The 18,200-nt window shown below is 34.6% G+C and carries 17 protein-coding genes; 5 read left to right on the forward strand and 12 right to left on the reverse strand.

Going from position 1 to position 18,200, the window contains the following annotated elements; all coding sequences use genetic code 11:
• Window position 1: 1 nt before the first annotated feature.
• The 5 genes from ACW8TM_RS02480 to ACW8TM_RS02500 all read left to right on the forward strand — a co-directional run bounded on the left by ACW8TM_RS02480 (window position 2) and on the right by ACW8TM_RS02500 (window position 4,874).
• Window positions 2-859: a CoB--CoM heterodisulfide reductase iron-sulfur subunit B family protein gene (locus ACW8TM_RS02480; RefSeq protein WP_491531696.1), complete on the forward strand. Its 858-nt coding sequence runs from the start codon at window positions 2-4 to the stop codon at window positions 857-859.
• Entirely contained in the window at window positions 852-1,544 is a 693-nt protein-coding gene (locus ACW8TM_RS02485; protein WP_491531697.1) for a 4Fe-4S dicluster domain-containing protein, read from the forward strand. Before ACW8TM_RS02480 ends, ACW8TM_RS02485 begins: the two co-directional genes overlap by 8 nt.
• 42 nt (window positions 1,545-1,586) lie before the next feature.
• A complete protein-coding gene (locus tag ACW8TM_RS02490) occupies window positions 1,587-3,233 on the forward strand; it encodes an FAD-binding protein (protein WP_491531871.1) in 1,647 nt (548 codons plus the stop codon).
• 194 nt (window positions 3,234-3,427) lie between these two features.
• The gene (locus tag ACW8TM_RS02495; RefSeq protein WP_491531698.1) at window positions 3,428-4,159 is read left to right on the forward strand and encodes an ABC transporter ATP-binding protein; all 732 of its coding nucleotides are present in this window, start codon (window positions 3,428-3,430) and stop codon (window positions 4,157-4,159) included.
• Window positions 4,160-4,169: 10 nt separating this feature from the next.
• Entirely contained in the window at window positions 4,170-4,874 is a 705-nt protein-coding gene (locus tag ACW8TM_RS02500) for an ABC transporter ATP-binding protein (protein WP_491531699.1), read from the forward strand.
• Here the strand turns inward: ACW8TM_RS02500 and ACW8TM_RS02505 are convergent.
• The 12 genes from ACW8TM_RS02505 to ACW8TM_RS02560 form a co-directional block, all read right to left on the reverse strand.
• Entirely contained in the window at window positions 4,871-5,365 is a 495-nt protein-coding gene (locus tag ACW8TM_RS02505; RefSeq protein ID WP_491531872.1) for a LeuD/DmdB family oxidoreductase small subunit, read from the reverse strand. The two genes, ACW8TM_RS02500 and ACW8TM_RS02505, sit on opposite strands and share 4 nt — an antisense overlap.
• A 2-nt stretch (window positions 5,366-5,367) precedes the next feature.
• Window positions 5,368-6,624 (reverse strand): 3-isopropylmalate dehydratase large subunit, encoded by a 1,257-nt coding sequence (locus ACW8TM_RS02510; protein ID WP_491531700.1) that lies wholly within the window; start codon window positions 6,622-6,624, stop codon window positions 5,368-5,370.
• A 13-nt stretch (window positions 6,625-6,637) separates the two neighbouring features.
• Window positions 6,638-7,594 carry a branched-chain amino acid ABC transporter permease gene (locus tag ACW8TM_RS02515; RefSeq protein ID WP_491531701.1) on the reverse strand — a complete coding sequence of 319 codons (957 nt, stop codon included), beginning with the start codon at window positions 7,592-7,594 and terminating at the stop codon, window positions 6,638-6,640.
• On the reverse strand, window positions 7,591-8,484 hold the full coding sequence (locus tag ACW8TM_RS02520) for a branched-chain amino acid ABC transporter permease (RefSeq protein ID WP_491531702.1): 894 nt from the start codon (window positions 8,482-8,484) through the stop codon (window positions 7,591-7,593). The genes ACW8TM_RS02515 and ACW8TM_RS02520 overlap by 4 nt, the downstream gene beginning before the upstream one ends.
• A gap of 44 nt (window positions 8,485-8,528) precedes the next feature.
• Window positions 8,529-9,809: an amino acid ABC transporter substrate-binding protein gene (locus ACW8TM_RS02525; RefSeq protein WP_491531703.1), complete on the reverse strand. Its 1,281-nt coding sequence runs from the start codon at window positions 9,807-9,809 to the stop codon at window positions 8,529-8,531.
• A 151-nt stretch (window positions 9,810-9,960) separates the two neighbouring features.
• The gene (locus ACW8TM_RS02530; protein WP_491531704.1) at window positions 9,961-11,622 is read right to left on the reverse strand and encodes an FAD-binding protein; all 1,662 of its coding nucleotides are present in this window, start codon (window positions 11,620-11,622) and stop codon (window positions 9,961-9,963) included.
• Window positions 11,623-11,628: 6 nt separating this feature from the next.
• Entirely contained in the window at window positions 11,629-12,528 is a 900-nt protein-coding gene (locus tag ACW8TM_RS02535; protein ID WP_491531705.1) for an HpcH/HpaI aldolase/citrate lyase family protein, read from the reverse strand.
• Window positions 12,529-12,530: 2 nt separating this feature from the next.
• The gene (locus ACW8TM_RS02540; RefSeq protein WP_491531706.1) at window positions 12,531-13,427 is read right to left on the reverse strand and encodes a succinate--CoA ligase subunit alpha; all 897 of its coding nucleotides are present in this window, start codon (window positions 13,425-13,427) and stop codon (window positions 12,531-12,533) included.
• Window positions 13,427-13,723, reverse strand: a complete 297-nt coding sequence (locus tag ACW8TM_RS02545) for a 4Fe-4S dicluster domain-containing protein (RefSeq protein ID WP_491531707.1) — start codon at window positions 13,721-13,723, stop codon at window positions 13,427-13,429. The genes ACW8TM_RS02540 and ACW8TM_RS02545 overlap by 1 nt, the downstream gene beginning before the upstream one ends.
• Window positions 13,716-14,978 carry an ATP-grasp domain-containing protein gene (locus tag ACW8TM_RS02550; RefSeq protein ID WP_491531708.1) on the reverse strand — a complete coding sequence of 421 codons (1,263 nt, stop codon included), beginning with the start codon at window positions 14,976-14,978 and terminating at the stop codon, window positions 13,716-13,718. Before ACW8TM_RS02550 ends, ACW8TM_RS02545 begins: the two co-directional genes overlap by 8 nt.
• Before the next feature lie 342 nt (window positions 14,979-15,320).
• Window positions 15,321-16,409: a zinc ribbon domain-containing protein gene (locus tag ACW8TM_RS02555; protein ID WP_491531709.1), complete on the reverse strand. Its 1,089-nt coding sequence runs from the start codon at window positions 16,407-16,409 to the stop codon at window positions 15,321-15,323.
• Window positions 16,410-16,413: 4 nt separating this feature from the next.
• Window positions 16,414-18,147, reverse strand: a complete 1,734-nt coding sequence (locus ACW8TM_RS02560) for a hypothetical protein (RefSeq protein WP_491531710.1) — start codon at window positions 18,145-18,147, stop codon at window positions 16,414-16,416.
• Window positions 18,148-18,200: the final 53 nt, after the last annotated feature.

Genomic DNA, 18,200 nt, shown 5'->3' on the forward strand with positions numbered 1-18,200 from the left:
AATGAAGTTAATGTATTTTCCTGGTTGCACTTTAAAGACGACTGCTATAAATTATGAAAATACAGCATTAGCTGTTTCAAAGAAACTAGACATTGAATTAGTTGAACTTGAAAGATGGAATTGCTGTGGAGTTGTATTCAACTTAGCTGCAGACAGTGTAATGCATCACATAGGAGCAATTAGAGATTTAATTAGAGCGCAGGAAATGAGCAATAAGATTAATGATAATCGATTAGTGACCCTCTGCTCAATGTGCTATAACGTCCTTAAAAGAGTGAACCAGCTAATGCTCAATGATCCAGATAAACTAAAGACTGCAAATGAATTTATGGACGAAGAAGTAGAATATGAAGGTGGCATCGAAGTACTTCATTTCTTACAAGTTCTGAGAGATATAATTGGCCTTGAGAAAATGAAGGAGCACGTGGTTAGACCACTAAAAGGAATAATAGTTGCACCTTACTATGGATGCACTATCCTGAGACCAAAGGAAATTCAAGTCGATAGCCATGAAAATCCAAAGGTACTAAGCATATTAATGGAAAAATTAGGAGCAATGACAGTTAAGTTCCCCTACGAAACCAAGTGCTGTAGTGCCTATGATGTAGTCTACAATAAAAAGATAGCCGTAGATAAAGCAGTGGAAATCAGAAAAGCTGCTACAAGATGGGGTGCAAACATAATTGTTACGACATGCCCACTCTGTCATTATAATTTAAACCTACCGAGAAGAGGACCTGAAATCCCTGTAGTTTATTTTACGGAGTTAATGTGTGTAGCTTTTGGAGTTGATGAAGTCTTAACTCCGGAAGTTAGAAAAGTTATTTATTCCCTTATGGAGGAAGGTGAAGATGAGTAATGAAGGTCGGAAAATGAGGATGGTTAAAATCTATATTATGGGTAAAATGTATGAAGTACCAGAAGGTCTTACCATAATGAAGGCAATGGAGTATGCAGGATACAAATTCATAAGGGGAGTTGGCTGTAGAGGTGGATTTTGTGGCGCATGCGCAACAGTATACCGTATTGGAAATGACTACAAATTATACACTGGTTTAGCATGTCAAACAACAGTTCAAGATGGAATGTACTTAGTTCAAATACCATTCATTCCAGCTGAAAAGCCAAATTATGACCTTGATAAATTAAGGCCAACTGCTTCAACTATTTTAATGTTATTCCCCGAAATTACTAGATGTGTGGCATGTAATACTTGCACTAAATCTTGCCCCCAAGACTTAGAGGTTATGGATGCAATACAAGCATTAATTAGAGGAGACATTGTAAAAGCAGCTGAATTATCTTTTGACTGCATAGCATGCGGCATATGTTCAATACGATGCCCAGCTGAAATTGTCCACTACCACGTATTCCAGCTTGTAAGAAGATTATATGGAAAATATATGACTAAAAAATCTCATCATCTCGAAGAACGCGTAAAGGAAATCTTGGACGGAAAATATGATGATGAACTGGAAAAACTAGCTCAACTAGGAGTTGAAGAATGGAAGAAACTGTATGAATCAAGAGAGATTGAGAAATAGGAGGTGAATAAGTTGACTCAAATAGTAGGATACCCGGAAGAAATGAGAAAATCAATCGAGAAAGTTGAAGAAACAAGAGATAGAAGATTAAAAGAAATATTCGAAAGAATAAGTCCAGAGGAAAAAGAGAAATTATTAAGAGAATGGCATCCAGACTATCGACCTGAAGGTAAACGTCCACTTAAAATTGGTCCAAGTAAGGGATTAATGGTTCCCCATGAAGTAGCAGACTTAATTGAAGCTTACCCGTTAATCGATCCAGATCAAATAGATTTAACCAAAATAGATTATGATGTCGACCTATTGATTATAGGTGGTGGAGGAGCAGGAGCAGCTGCGGCCCTATGGGCATACTATAGTGGCATACCTGCAGATAGAATTCTAATTGTAACTAAACTTAGATTTGGAGATGCAAATACAAAAATGGCACAAGGAGGAATTCAAGCAGCTGACAGACCAAACGACAGTCCTCTCCTCCACTTCATAGATGTTATAGGTGGAGGACACTACGCAAATAAACCTGAACTAGTGAAGTTACTAGTTAAGGAAGCACCATTAATCATTAAATGGCATGAAGAACTAGGAATAATTTACGATAAAGATGAAGAAGGAAATATGATTGAACTTTCAGGTGGAGGAACATGTAGAAGAAGACTACATGCAGCTAAAGATTACACTGGACTCGAAATAATGAGAGTTTTAATGGATGAAGTATTAAACAAGGAAATTCCAGTACTAGAATTCTCGCCTGTAATAGAGTTACTAACAGATGAAGATGGTAGAAGAGTTACAGGGGCAATATTATGGAACCTAGAAACTAAGGAATACCATATTGCAAGGGGAAAAGCAGTAATACTCGCAACTGGGGGATATGGAAGACTACATATACAAGGATTTCCAACAACAAATCACTATGGAGCAACAATGGATGGAGTAGTTTTAGCCTACAGAGTAGGAGCAAAAGTTAGAGATTTAGATGCAACCCAATACCATCCAACTGGAGCAGCATACCCAGAACAAATCGTAGGACTTCTAGTAACAGAGAAAGTTAGAGGACTAGGTGCACAACTAGTAAATGCAGAGGGAGAACAATTCATCTATCCACTTGAACCCAGAGATGTAGTTGCAGCTGCAATAATAAGAGAATGCTATGGCAGAAATAAGGGAGTTATAACACCAACAGGTATGAGGGGAGTATGGTTAGATTCACCTATGATCGAATTGATTCATGGAGAAGGAACAATTAAACGCTATCTATCAGCAGTCTATAGAATGTTTGCTAGATTTGGTATAGATCCAACAAAAGAACCAATACTGGTATTCCCAACATTACACTATCAAAATGGTGGCATCGAAATAAATGTTAATGCTCAAGTGCTAGACGGAAACAATAAACCTATAGAAGGACTCTTCGCGGCAGGAGAAGTCTCAGGAGGGGTGCATGGAAAGAACCGTCTAATGGGCAACTCCCTACTAGAAATAAATGTCTTCGGTAAAACGGCGGGAATATCAGCTGCAAAATACATAAGAAACACAACACTTGGAAAATTAACATTAAACCATGTTAAGAGATATATAAAAATGTTAGAGGAAGCAAAAATACCACCTAAAAGAAAGGCACCAATAATTCTACCAGAATATCGTGGCGAGAAAGTTCTCTCAAGAGCATTGCCACTATTCTCACCGTAAATTCCATAAATTTAAATTTTCTTTTAATTTGTTTGCTCTCCTTAGAGAGGATTGTTAACAAGATTTTTACTCATGTATAACTTTGAAATTTAAATTGATGCACCAAATCCAAGTAAATTTTTATATACTTAGAGTTGAAGCTAGGTAAAATTATAATAAAATGAAACATCAATGTATTATATGATGGTGACATCATGTTAGAAGGAGAGAAAGTTACAAAATACTTTGGTGGACTAGCAGCATTAAAAGATGTAGATTTTATAGTTAAAGAGAAGAAGATAGTTGGATTAATTGGACCAAATGGAGCTGGAAAGACAACATTATTTAATGTCATAACAGGTGTATATCATCCAACATATGGAAAAATAAAATTTCTTGGGCAAGACATTACCGGGTTAAAACCTCATAAAATTTGTAAGATGGGTATAGCAAGAACGTTTCAACTTGTCAGACCATTTTTAGACATGAGTGTACTTGAAAATGTAATGGTAGCTGCTAGATTTGGAAGGAGTGGTAGTATAAGAAGTATGAGTGACATTCGTAGAGAAGCATTACATTGGATTGAATTCGTAAACCTAGACAATAAAAAGCACATAAAAGCACGTAACTTAACTCTATTTGATAGAAGATTCATAGAAATTGCTAGAGCTCTAGCAACTGAACCAAAAATTATCCTGCTAGATGAAGTGATAGCCGGTTTAAATCCCACAGAGACAATCTCAACCATGAATTTGATAAAAAGAATTAGAAATGATTTAGGAATTACTGTTTTTTGGATTGAACACGTCATGAGAGCTGTAATGAGTCTTGCTGAACATATAATAGTTCTCCACCACGGAGAAAAGATTGCTGAAGGGAAACCAAGAGAAATAGCAAACAACCCTAAAGTTATTGACGCATATCTAGGTGAAAAATATTTATTTTAGAGGTGGAATTATGCTCAAAGTCAACAAAATAAATGTTTTTTATGGAGATCTACAAGTTTTATGGAATGTATCATTAGAAGTAAGGGAGAAAGAAGCAGTTGCAATTATAGGTGCAAATTGTGCTGGGAAAACAACTACACTAAATACTATTGCTGGATTACTTAGACCTAAAAGTGGAACAATACACTTTCTAAATGAAAGAATCGATAAGGTACCACCATACCAAATTGTTAACTTAGGGATTTCTCTAATACCTGAAGGCAGACAATTATTTCCTCAAATGACTGTTTTGGAGAATCTTGAAATGGGAGCTTCCATACCTAGAGCTTGGGAAAAGAAAGATGAGACATTAGAATGGATATTTCAGTTATTTCCAATATTAAAGGAGAGAAAGTATCAAAAAGCTGGAACAATGAGCGGTGGTGAAAGACAAATGCTTGCAATTGCTAGAGGTTTAATGTCTAGACCACGACTATTGATGCTAGATGAACCTTCACTAGGATTAGCACCAAAACTAGTTTTAAAAGTCTTTGATATTATCGAGAAAATTAGGCAAGAGGGAGTTACAATTTTACTTGTAGAACAAAATGTTAGACACACTTTAGAATTAGTTGATAGAGGCTATGTATTAGAAGTAGGTAGGATAGTGCTTGAAGGAAGAAGTGATGAGCTTTTAGAAAATGAACATGTAAAGAAGGCATATCTTGGCCTCTAAAAATCATCTCGTCTTATTAAATTAATTATGCCACCAGCCTCGAGAATATCTATGATAAATTGTGGTAGTGGTTTAACTTTCAACACTATGTTTCTATTCAAGTTGGAAATTACACCTTTTTTTAAGTTAATTTCTATGAAATCATTATTTTCACAGAAATTGAATATATTCTCACTAGAAAGAACAGGTAGACCTATACTTATTGCGTTTCTAAAGAATATTCTCGCAAAGGAAATAGCTAAAATCGCAGATATACCTGCTGCCTTTAGAGCTAAGGGTGCTTGTTCTCGACTTGAACCACATCCAAAATTTTTTCCTGCAACAATAATATCTCCAGGTTCAATTTTCTGGTAAAAGTTTGGATAAATAGGCTCCATTATATGTTTCTTTATCTCACTAATTGGTAGATGAAGATATTTTGCAGGGGCAATTATATCTGTATTGATGTTATGACCAAACTTCCATACTCGCCCTTTTACTAAGTAACGCATCATTAGCAAACCAACTCCTTGGGATCACATACTCTACCCTTCACAGCAGATGCTGCAACAACAGCAGGGGATGCCAAATAAATTTCAGATTCTTTACTTCCCATTCTTCCTTTAAAGTTTCTATTAGAACTACTGATACAAACTTCACCTGGAGCCAGATATCCCAATAGTCCTCCATAGCAGGGTCCACAGGTGGGATTATAAATAATTGCACCTGCCTTGAGAAAAATTTCAATGAAACCTTTTCTTAAAGCTTCTAAATACACCTTCCTTGAAGCTGGAATGATAATTAACCTAACATTTTCATGGACTTTTCTTCCCTTTAAAATTCTTGCTGCGATTTCTAAGTCTTCAATTCGACCATTAGTACATGAACCTATGAAAGCTTGATTGATATGAATATCTTCAATCTTTGAAATTGGGTAAACATTTTCAAGGTCATGAGGAAAGGCAATCATAGGCTCCAGATTTGAAACATCTATGTCGATAACCTTCTCATACATTGCATCCGAATCACTTTTTAGAGTACTAAAAATTTGTCCAGTGACTTTCTTCAAAAAATTAATTATTTTTTCATCTGCTTCAATTATACCAAATTTTGCGCCCAATTCAACAGCCATGTTACACATTGTCATGCGACTATCAATACTTAAATTTTCAATTAATGGACCTTTAAATTCGATTGACTTATATTGTCCAACATCTGTCCCATACTTACCAGCGATATGAAGAATTATATCTTTTGACATTACAAAATCTTGAAGACTGCCATAAATATAAAAACAAATAGTTTCTGGAACTCTAAACCATAATTTACCCTTAACGAAGACATAGGTCATTTCACTAGTTCCAATACCAGTTCCTGCTGCTCCAAAGGCACCATAAGTAGTAGTATGAGAATCAGTTCCCACAATTAGTAGTCCTGGTTTAACATGACCATTCTCACATAATAGTTGATGACAAATACCACATCCGAAATCGTAAAAATTTTTAATTTTCTGTTCTTTAACGAAGTTTCTTATGAGCATATGTGTCCTAGCAATATCATCAGATAGAGGGACATAATGGTCTAAAACTATTATAATTTTATCGGGGTTCCAAACTTTATGAATACTCAATTTCCTTAAATTTTCTATTATGTATTTAGTCCACTCATGTGACATTGCAATATCAATGTTAGCTATAATATAATCTCCAGCATACACTTCTTTTTTATTAGATGCACGAGCCAATATTTTCTCAGCAATAGTCATTCCCATAGTAATCCCTCCCTTATATTGCCATGATACGTCTAAACTTAAAAGGTATCCAATCCATTTTCTGTAAATATTGTATTATTCCATTAGGCAAGAATATAACAACAGCAGTTAAAAGTGCACCCCAAATAATTTTATGTAATACACCTGCCAATGTGTATCGTAAAGCGTAGGATAAAATCTGGATTAGAATTGATCCTAAAATAGGACCAATTATTGTTCCTGGACCTCCAAGACGTACCATTAAGATAACCTTTACACTCATTCCAATATCAAACATTGTCGGTGGGTCAATATAAGACCAATATACAGCAGTTATACCTCCAATAATAGATGCAGGTGTAATACTAATTACAAAAGCTATAATCTTATATAATGCTGTGTTTACACCGACAACTTCTGCTACATCTTCGTCTTCTCTAATACTTTTTATAGCTAAACCAAAACTGGATGTCATTAACCTATACTTGACAAAAATCACTGCTAGCATTATTATAAGACCTAAGTAATAAAAAGTTGTTAAAGGGGGAGGAGGAGGTAACGCGATACCTGTGCCTGCACCTGTTATTTCAGGAAAGAGTAGGATTAGACTATAAAAAATAAAATTAACGGTAATCATTGCAATAGCGAAATATACACCTCTAATTCTAAGTAATGGTATTCCTAAAAGAGCGCTAATACCTGCAACCATTATAGTTGCAATTGGAACAGCTAATAATGGTGGAATTCTAAATTGATTATATAAAATAGCAGTTAAATAAGCTCCTAATCCATAAAATGCTGAATATCCAAAGTTTACGTAGCCGCCATATCCACCTAATATATTATAGCCCTCAGCCATAGTTATGTATGAGAATATAGTAAAAAGGGTTGCCAATACGAATGGGTTTCTAGTAATAGGTATAATGAATAAAGGAACTAAAATAACTATCAACAGAGCATTCTTTTTGATTAATTTCATTAATCTATTCATGTAATACCCTTCCCTAAAATTCCTGCGGGTCTGAAAAGGAGAATTACCAACATAGTGACAAATATTATTAGTCGAGACAAAGCCAATGAATAGAAATAGCCTATAATGCTATCTATTAATCCAAAAAGTAATCCGACAACTAATGTACCCTCAACACATCCTAGCCCACCTGTAACCATAATACAGAAAGCTAAGGGCACCCATTCAGCTCCAGCTGCAGGAAAGAATGTATAAATTAGTGCAAAAAGATATCCCGCAACTCCAGCTGTAGCTAGACCTATAGCAAAGCTTATCAACCTAATTCTTTCGATTTTTATTCCCACAAGTTTGGCTGCAGTAATATTTTGAGATAAGGCTCTTATTTGTTTACCGGTTTTAGTTTTATAAAGGAATAAATATAAAAATATTATCGATATTGAAGATGCAATTAAACATAATAATCTAAGAATAGGAATTCTTATTAATCCAAACTCAATGGCTTTCCCAGTTAACCAAGTTGTAATAGCTCGATAATCACCAGTCCAAAAATGAGTCATTGAATGTCGAAAAACCATAGCTACTCCAAAAAATAAAGGCAAAGTCATTCTGACAAATTCAGCTCTGGATCTTGTACGTTTATGGAGAAATTCAATTAATAACCTCTCAAGAATTAACCCAATACTAAAAGTTAATGGAACAGTGATAATAAAGGCCAGAAATGGATTAAAACCGTAGATGTTAATCATCCAATACATTACGTATGAAGAAAAAACCATAATATCTAAATGTGCAACATTAATTACACCCATTATCCCAAAGACTAAGGTTAAACCTAGTGTAGTTAATGCATATAAGCATCCAATCATAATTCCATTAAGAAGGAGATTTAAAATAATTGAAGCATCATACATTAAATCACCTCATAAAACTAGAAAAAGAAAAATATAAAAAGGTTTTATCCTCCCCGCTCCTCCCATGTGGGCATTGGATAAATGATTTCAGCTTCAGCCAAATCTTCTGGAAGTACAACTTTCATTTCGCCATTTTGCCATTGTATAATCAAGTATTTTGGTGGCCATGTAATTCCTTTATATTCTCCCCATGAACCAATTTTCATTGGACCTAAAATAGTGTCAAAAGTAGCTGTAAAGAAGTATTCTCTCAAAGCTTCTTGATCCAAACCTACAGCCTCAATAGCTTGTTTTAGCATTTGACCACATATATAATCTCTAGCTGAATGATAACTTGGATCTATACCGAATTTTTCTTTAAATCTATTTACAAAGTCTTTTGCTTCAGGAGTTATGGGAACGAAATCAGTGGCGGAGAGAACATAGTCACCATCAGAGCCGAGTTCAGTGCCCCACTCTGGGAGTGCTGGACCAACAGTACAGAATATTGCCTTTGGACTATATCCTATCTCTTTACATGCTCGTACGATTGCTGCTGCATCGGGGAAATATGTTCCACATAGAAGAACTTCGGCTCCAGCATCTCTTACAGCTGTTACAATTGGTACAAAGTCTGTGGTACCCTTTGGATATAATTCTTCATAAACAATCTCAAAACCTCGTTCCAAGAGGAGAGCTCTACTTCCTTCTAGGAAACTCTTTGGAAAAGCAGTGTCTTCAGCAATTAATGCTACTTTGGTCGGCCTCTCTTCTGCAGGTAGATTAGCCAACCATTCAATAAAAGCAAAAGCGTAATGAGTAGCCATTCCTCCAGGTCCTGCCATAAATGAGTATTTGAATCCTCTATTGTATAGTTTAGCTGATGTACCCTCTGTTATGGGAAGAATCATTTTATAAGACTCAGCAATTGGCTGTACTGCATAATTAACAGCACTTGCATATGGTCCAACAATTATATCAACTTTGTCAACTTCAATTAGTTTTCTATATAACTCTGCTGCAGTTGAAGGATCGCTTTCATCATCATAATATATTGTTTTTACTAACAATTTTCTTCCATATTCAGGAACGTATATTCCCCCCTGTTCATTTACTGTTTCCATCCATAATTCCCAACCTTTTTGAGCCATTAGAGCAGGCTTTGAATATTTTCCTGTAAAAGCAAGAGTCCTACCTATGACTATATATTCCTTTGCTGGGGGAGCAGTCAAAACAGTAAAGTAGTAGTATAATCCACCAGCAACTACTCCAATAATCACGATGGCAACAATTATCATTGCTTGCATTCGAGTTAAAGCACTTTTGGAAATATGAGATTTATACATTGTTAAACCTCCCATTTAGATTACTTCTTAGAATATATATATTGCCATGTAGACATATTTAGAGTTTTCGATATACATTATTAAAAGCACTATTGTCTATGTAATTCTTTATACCATTATGACATAACGAATATTATTATTTGTCTTTACTTTAGGGTTTAATTACAATTGGCTTAAGGTAAATTTTCATATTACCAGCAACTTGTCTTATAATGATGTTTTTAAGCCATTTTCTATCATTTCTTTGTGGGAAATCTTCTCTAAAATGTGCTCCTCTACTTTCCCTTCTCTTCAATGCTGCACTAGTAACCATTATTGCAACATTAACCATATTTTCTGCTTCTAGAGCTCTCTTTAAATTAATGAAATCATTAGCAACATATATTGAAGGTAATTTCTTTTCTTTGATATATTTGAGTTCATCTACTGCTTCAATCAGTTCGGAGCCATTTCTCAATACGTTAACCTTGCTGTCCATTATTTTTTGAATTGAACATATAATTTCTTGAGGATAATATTCACCTTCTTTTCTAAGTAAATTATGTAACCTTTTAATTTCAAGTTCAGTTTGAGTAAGTGGAATTTCTTGAAAAACACTTTTCAATGCATTTTTAGCGGCATGTATTCCGGCTCTTGCACCAAAAACAATTACATCAGCCAGAGCATTGCCGCCAATTCTATTGGCTCCATGTATACCTCCAGTAACCTCTCCAGCTGCAAATAACCCAGATATTCTTGTTTCACATTTTTCATTGATCTTGATACCACCCATAAAATGATGTGCTCCAGGTTTCCATTCGATTGGTTGCCAATAAGGGTTTATACCTGCAAGTTTACATGCTTTCATAAATCTTTTGAATTGATTTAATTCGTTTTCAGGTACTCCTGACAAGTCGCTATATACTCCTCCATGAGTTGTTCCTCTACCCTCTTTAATCTCCTTATAAGCATAAATTGCTATTAAGTCACGTGTCACACATTCAGCTTTCTTAGGAAAATATTTTTTCATATATCTTTCATGCAATGCATTATAAAATCTTCCTCCGATAGTTACTAGCCCATCAAGTGGTAAAGTTATTCCCTTGAGGCTATATGGAAAAATAATACAGGCTCTAAACTGGATAAACTCCATGTCCATTAGTTCAGCACCAGCATTATAAGCTAAGCTATAGCCATCACCAGTTATGCTTAGTGGATTAGTAGTTACAGGATATAAATTACCAGCCCCTCCAGTTGCAATTACAATTGATTTAAATTGGAAAACTATTATGTTTTGAGATTTTAAATTAATTGCTATAGCACCGACAACTCTATTCTTTGACTTAATGAGTTTTGTGATCATAACATTTTCATAGATATTTACTCCTAACCTTTTAGTCTCCTTAAATAATCCAGTAATAAAGCCGGCATCATATGGATCAATAGAAACTAGTGCACGTGGATAGGTACATCCTGATATGGGAAATAATAAATATTTTCCTTTGGCATCCCTTCGGAAACGGGTACCAAATTGTTCTAATTCTTTGACTCTATCTATCACTTCATTAACCATTATTCTTACAAGTTTTTGATTTGATAAATAGGCTCCACCTACAATTGTATCTTTAAAATGTATTTCAGGATTATCAGGAGCTTTAATGGCAGCTTGAACTGCTCCCATTGCGATAGACGTGGAACTTGAATGTAAATGTTCTTTGGTGACGATTATTACGTCAACACCTTTTTCAATAGCTTTAATTGCAGCATATAAACCAGCTCCACCAGATCCTACTATCAATACATCAGTTTTAACTGTGTCCCATTTATTTAACAATAGTTTTCACCTTCGCTTCAATCTCAATTCTTTTTCTTTTATTGCATCCATTAGTGAGAGTAAGTATTTAGCATGACGATAGTTTGCTATGTCAATCATTAATCCATTAATAGAAATAGCTCCAAGCCCCTTAGCTTGAGCTTTTTCAAATTCTTCAACAACTTTTTTAGCAAAGTTAATTTCATTTTTTGATGGTGTAAATATTTCATTTATCGGTTTTATTTGTTTTGGATGGATTAGAAGCTTTCCCCTAAAACCCAGTCTTCGAGCAAGTTTAGCGTCATTAATTAATCCCTTCATATCCATTATGTTAGTCCATGGGGTGTCAATAGCTAATACATTTGCAGCTCTAGCTGAAATTGATATATGTGATCTCGCATAAAGAATTTCAATACCTTCTGGAGAAGGCGATGTGCCTAATTCACGTGTAAAGTCAACAGCTCCGAAGGCTAGGGCAATAATTCTTTCACTAGACATAGCAATTTCAAAGGCTTTAATTACTCCCATAGTCGTCTCTATTAACGGTATTATGGTTATGCTACCTTCAGCTAACCCCCTTTCTTGCTCAAGTTTAATTATCATCTCTTCAAGCCTTAATACGTCCTCCTTTCCCTCACATTTTGGAAGCACTATTCCGTCTAAACCAAACTGAATTGAAAATTTTAAGTCTTCAAAGGTTAAATTAGTATATAATCCATTCACTCTAACAAAAACATCGACACCACTACGCTTAATTTTTTTGATAGAATCTCTAACAAAAATTCTGCCTGTTTCCTTATCATCTATTGGTACTGCATCTTCAAGGTCTAAGATAACTGCGTCAGCAGGTAGGGTTGTTGATTTGTGTATCATTCTCATATTGTTTCCAGGAACAAAAAGCATTGACCTTAAAACAATAACTCTCATTTTCAGCCACCTAAAACTTCCTTTACCTTTAAAGCTATTTCTTCAGGTCTATTAACTACAATTGCTCCTGCTTCCTTTAGGGCTCTAATCTTGCTTTCAGCTGAACCTTTACCCCTAGTAATTATTGCACTTGCATGGGAATATCTAACACCTGATTTGAGGCCTCTTCCCGCAATATAAGCAATTAGTGGCTTCGTGAACAACCCCTCTTTAATAATTTCAGCTGCCTCCTCCTCCGCTACAGTTCCAATTTCACCAAACATTACTACGATCTTTGTTTCATCATCCTCTTGAAATAAAGGTAAAAGTTCTGCAAAGGTTAAACCAACAATTGGTTCAGCACCTATATGGAGAGCAGTACTCACACCTATACCTTTCCTAGCCAAAAACCAGCATACAGTTGTAGTCATTCCTCCACTTCTCGACATAACACCTACTGGTCCAGGTTTAAAGCTTTCTTCAGCTAATTCAACTGAACCTCCAATCCAGCCTGCCACTGCTCTACCTGGACTTATTATTCCAAAGGAACCAGGTCCTAAAATTTTAACTTTTCTCCTCCTAGCATATTCAATCATCTCTAAAATGTCATGTAATGGAACTCTCTCAACTGGCATTATAATGAATTTTATTCCTGCATTTATAGCTTCATAGACTGCATTCTTAACAATAGGCCCTGGAACAAACGTTATACTTGCATCTATTTTACCATGATTTTCAAATGCTTCTTCAACACTATTATATACTGGTACCCCCCAGACTGTTGCTCCCCCTCTACCTGGAGTTACACCTGCAATAATTTTTGTGCCATATTCTAGCATGTATCTTGTCGCACTACTTCCAGCTCTCCCTGTAATCCCTTGTACTAGAACACTTACATTTTCATCAAGCAAAATTGCCATTATTTCCACCTCCTACGATATTCTTCGAGGCCAGGTATGGGCAAAACTATCTTTACAGCAGCATTGCTATGAAGTAGACATTGAATTTCACATGCTAGGCATTCTATACACCTTCTAGTGGCTTCTTCTTTATTAACCACTAAAACTACTTTTCCGCCTCTTATCCTTAGAATTCCTCTTCCATAAAGTGAACATGCTTTAACGCATTCAAAGATTTTACAGCCATCACATTTATTGTAATCGATAATTATTTTCCCAGTTTTGGAGGCAAATTCAAGTCTAGTGGAATTATGCATATTTCTTCATCCTCCTATAATCTTCAACGAGCTGTTTCATTCTTTTGGCTAGGAAATCTGCTTTATCAAGGTAATCTCTTCCATAAATTTCAAGTTTAATGGGCAGATCTTTTAACCCATCTCTTAAAATTTCGATTGACTCACGTTCCTTATTTCCTGCAATTACAATTATTACTGGAAAACCCTTCTTATCATGAAGTTCTTCTCTAAAAGCTTTTATTAGTCCATGTGCATGATGCCATTGTTCTTGGCTGGCAATGCAGAAGCCACCAAGAAAATAACCTTCAATTCCAGGTTGGGATAAGATTATTTTCGCACATCTATAAACCTTTGAAGCTGTCGGATTTCCACTAGTATCAGCGAAGTTAGCTATTCTTAATCCAGCTCTTGTAAGAGCATCTGCACCTACTATAGAGGCACCTCCCCCTATACCGTGAAATCCTATACATCCTTTAAGCATTTCCTCTTCAGGAATTAACTGCATGTAATAGAAGACGCCACGATAGTCGCTTTCCTCTACTTTCCATGCAATTTCATCTAATTTAGTAGGTGGCTTATCACTTTCCCTGGCAACTTTTATATTAAGTTCCGGGTGAAGATGAACTGATGAATCATCAATACTTAGACGGCAATCTGCCGCAATAAATTTATTATCAATTGTTAGAATTAATGGATTGATTTCAGCTGAACTCGCATGATATTTTCTGAATAAGCTATAAAACTTTAATATTATTTTACTGATATTATCAAAATACGCATCGTCAATGTTCAAGCTGGATAACATATCATATATATCCTCCTCAGATAAACCTTCCAGAATGTTTATGACTTTTTTTGTAATTTTATCTGGATATTCAACTGCGATTTCTTCAATGTCTATTCCTCCATGTGTACTTAACATTATCACGGGCGCCTTAATTTTATATGAATCATCAATTATAATGCCTAAATAATATTCATCTTTGATCTCCAATTTTTCTTCTACTAAAATTTTCTCTACTTTAAAGCCCTTAATTTCTGATCCAAGAATATTTTTTGCCTCCTCTTCAGCTTCACTGGGAGACGAAGCAAATCTTATTCCTCCAGCCTTTAATCTACCAGTAGCCCAAACCTGAGCTTTAAGAACCACTGGCCTATTTAATTTTTCAGATATTTCTCTTGCTTCGATAGGAGTTGAGGCAATATCACCATGTGGTATAGGTATACCTATATTTTTGAGTAATAATTTGCCTTGATATTCATAGAGTCTAGCCACATGATACACCTATTAACTCTTATGGAACTATATCTCATTTAAGCTTTAACTCTACTGGGTAATAGTATTTTGTTAAGTAACTTGCACCTATGACAGTTATAACTACCATAATATTTCTATAGGAATTTTAAATGTCATTTCTAAGATAAAATTAATTTGGATTTATATTGGATATGTAAAATGCCGATGATGTTAGTCATGCCCACTGAAATTAATGAAGATTCCTAGGGAAGCTGAGGCCATTCAAGTTTAATTTTAAATTAAAACTTAGATTTGTTTATGATTCAAATATAGTTGAGTTTAATGTTTCTGGTAAGATTTTAAAAGCTGAAGTTTATTGAGTCATTTTAGTTTGAATCCACAATAACTACAGTAAATATCTTCAGGATCCACTGGATACCCGCATCTTCCACATTTTTTGACAATTTTCTTTTGTATTTTAAATGGGGTCTCCTTAATTTTTGTTGGAAAAACATTTTTCTTTAGAAAGTTTAATGTGTTTTTTGGAGTTAATACTGCAATTTTAACTACATTCCCTCCAACACTTAAAATTACTATCTTGTCTTCGTGATAGATTAGATTATACCCTCTCTCGCTAGTTTTAGGCTTTAGACATTTATAATATGCGATTCCAAAGTCAGTCATTAATCCTGGATCGAAAAGGTTTCTCGCAAGTTTTGTATATGTAAACTTATCTTCATTTACATACCTCAACAACCCTTTGACTCTCAAACTATCAATCAGAGATTCAACTAATTCTGGCTTATGATTAATTTTGCTTAGAACCTCTTTAATAGCTGGAACATTAAAGAGTATAGAAGGCAATATTGATCCATTTTTTATAGCTTCTTCAATTTCATCGATAGTTAATATGGAATCTTTAAGGGATAATTTACCCAGCTCTTTAAATCTAGACAGAAATATGTTTTGTATTGTAATTAAAATTGCCATTTCATTTATATTTAGATTTAGTTCAAATTCATCATCTTCACTAATGGAATTACTTGTTCTCATTTTAATTTCATTTTCAAGCCATTTTTCCATTAACTTGGTTGTCCATGGATATGAGAAAGAGTGTATTTCATAGTTTATTGATGGGGAATAATGAACTATAGTGTTACTTCTTTTTAGAAAGTAATTTTCGCTTGAATGAATAAATTTTAATGAAAAGAAAAATGTTATTTCTTCAGGTTGCATCATAACAAGTAATGCAGGTAGAATACTTAGGTTTACATCTAAAGAGCCATCCCTTTTTCTCCAAAGATAATTCGCCTTATAAAGTTCATTTATACTTCTCAATAATGCTTGATCATCTGAAAATTCTTCTATCCATGAATCTAGAATTGAAAGAGGTGAGTTTGAGTCAAGTTTGAATCCTGATAGTATTGTTAGTGTCCATAAATTTTGAGCACTTAAAAAATGTATGGGCATAATTTCACCAGCCAAATAGTCTTTTAATTTTAACTATAGTGTTAGTTGCAGCATCCTTTAGTGATTTTGCTGCTCGGACACTTGCTTCACCTAGATTTATTAATCCGTGGAGGGATTTCTTGGTGACACCAACAGTCATTTTAGTTATTTTCCATGAATCCTTACTAACCTTGAATACTTTATCAACTCTCTCATGAAGCCCGTCTACAAATTCACCTAAGTTATCAATTTCACCTCTTAAACCTGCACTCCAGCCCTTATTGTCAAGAACATGTTTGAGTAATGATGGATCTCTAAGCCATTCTTTTAACTCGTATGATGCTTCACTTACATACTTCCACCATAAACCGTAATCTCCATTAGCTAATCTTTTGCTAACTACATTCTTTCCCTTAAAAGCTGCGTCATAGACCATTTTTACAGGTCCAGTTAATATGTCAGATGGACTTATAATGTTCCCAGCTTCACTATCACCAAACATTAATGAACATCCAAGCTCGTATAACGCTATTTTTGGCTGTAATACTGAAATTTTAGTTAGCAGGTAATTTGAAGCTGCACTTTTAGTATATGCATGAATTAAATTATCTCCTTTAATTAGATTCTTGAATGTATCTCTTCCCACATCAATTACAGTAAGTACGTCACCAATTTTACTCAGAATATTACTGAACTTCTCTAACCTCTTCATACTCACAATTTTCCTTAAATTATCCTTGAAAAACTCTTTAGCCCTCCTTAAACGATTTAAACTCTTATAATATGATTGTTGAGAAATACGGAATTTCTCAGGATTTAACCTGACAATTCTATTATCGATTACCTTAATATTTTTCAATTCATTCCTATAATTCTCTAAAGCATTTTCATAAGCATTATAAGCATCTTTTAGTCTCTTAAACCAAAATTTAGACTTGCTGAAATACATTTTTAAGCGTTTACTTGTATATTGATCTAACAGATAGGATAATGATGAGATTGAATTTTCGACAAATGAATATAATGAATCATACTTTTCCTCTAATTCTACGAAGATTTTCGTTAATTTTTCGAGGACAGTTTCTTTAGTCTTCTCATCATCAACTTTTCTTTGAGTACTAATTTTCCTCTTTCTAGTAACTTTAGCTCTTCTTGTCTTTAATGTAATCTTGTTAGTCTTAGAAAACTTTTTTGCAGCTCTCTTAGAACGAATAAAATGAATTGCGTAAATTGCGCCACCAATTATTGCGACAGTTGTAACAACACTAGTTAGAGAGAAGTCACCACCATATCCGATATTATATTTAAATTCTGTATGACAAACAATACTAATACCTGTGGGACCGCCAAAAGTCATAATATAAACTTCGACAGTAATAAACTTACAGTTTTCAGGAACAGTAAAGTATTTTATAGGGAATTCATAAGTGCCAGATCCAGCCTTAAGGAAATCTGAACTATCACTAATTAATTCTTTACCCGTTCGTATAGGCCCATCCCATATAGTATAATAAATGGTTGCAGGATTTTTCATATAGTATGAAACTTTCAATTTGAAAGCATATGTTTTGCCAGCTTGTAAGGATGAGTCCTTTGGTGGATCTACTTCAATAATTTTAAGATCGTAATCTGCTGAGGCAACTGGATGTACTTGTAGACTAAATAATAGTGCTAATAGAAGTGATCCGAGGATAAAAAGCAAGTAACATTTAGGCTTGCCTTTAAAATTTGAATAAAAATTCTTCACGTCAAAGGGCATACATTACCCCTCAACATTTTGACAAATGGTTTATAATATTGTTGGATCGTGAT

The sequence above is a fragment of the Candidatus Culexmicrobium sp. genome, assembly GCF_058356305.1.

Excerpts from the sequence above, each read along its gene's own strand:
- ACW8TM_RS02480 (WP_491531696.1), top strand. The coding sequence starts at position 2 with ATGAAGTTAATGTATTTTCCTGGTTGCACTTTAAAGACGACTGCTATA.
- ACW8TM_RS02485 (WP_491531697.1), top strand. The coding sequence starts at position 852 with ATGAGTAATGAAGGTCGGAAAATGAGGATGGTTAAAATCTATATTATG.
- ACW8TM_RS02490 (WP_491531871.1), top strand. The coding sequence starts at position 1,587 with ATGAGAAAATCAATCGAGAAAGTTGAAGAAACAAGAGATAGAAGATTA.
- ACW8TM_RS02495 (WP_491531698.1), top strand. The coding sequence starts at position 3,428 with ATGTTAGAAGGAGAGAAAGTTACAAAATACTTTGGTGGACTAGCAGCA.
- ACW8TM_RS02500 (WP_491531699.1), top strand. The coding sequence starts at position 4,170 with ATGCTCAAAGTCAACAAAATAAATGTTTTTTATGGAGATCTACAAGTT.
- ACW8TM_RS02505 (WP_491531872.1), bottom strand. The coding sequence starts at position 5,365 with ATGCGTTACTTAGTAAAAGGGCGAGTATGGAAGTTTGGTCATAACATC.
- ACW8TM_RS02510 (WP_491531700.1), bottom strand. The coding sequence starts at position 6,624 with ATGGGAATGACTATTGCTGAGAAAATATTGGCTCGTGCATCTAATAAA.
- ACW8TM_RS02515 (WP_491531701.1), bottom strand. The coding sequence starts at position 7,594 with ATGAATAGATTAATGAAATTAATCAAAAAGAATGCTCTGTTGATAGTT.
- ACW8TM_RS02520 (WP_491531702.1), bottom strand. The coding sequence starts at position 8,484 with ATGTATGATGCTTCAATTATTTTAAATCTCCTTCTTAATGGAATTATG.
- ACW8TM_RS02525 (WP_491531703.1), bottom strand. The coding sequence starts at position 9,809 with ATGTATAAATCTCATATTTCCAAAAGTGCTTTAACTCGAATGCAAGCA.
- ACW8TM_RS02535 (WP_491531705.1), bottom strand. The coding sequence starts at position 12,528 with ATGAGAGTTATTGTTTTAAGGTCAATGCTTTTTGTTCCTGGAAACAAT.
- ACW8TM_RS02540 (WP_491531706.1), bottom strand. The coding sequence starts at position 13,427 with ATGGCAATTTTGCTTGATGAAAATGTAAGTGTTCTAGTACAAGGGATT.
- ACW8TM_RS02545 (WP_491531707.1), bottom strand. The coding sequence starts at position 13,723 with ATGCATAATTCCACTAGACTTGAATTTGCCTCCAAAACTGGGAAAATA.
- ACW8TM_RS02555 (WP_491531709.1), bottom strand. The coding sequence starts at position 16,409 with ATGCCCATACATTTTTTAAGTGCTCAAAATTTATGGACACTAACAATA.
- ACW8TM_RS02560 (WP_491531710.1), bottom strand. The coding sequence starts at position 18,147 with ATGCCCTTTGACGTGAAGAATTTTTATTCAAATTTTAAAGGCAAGCCT.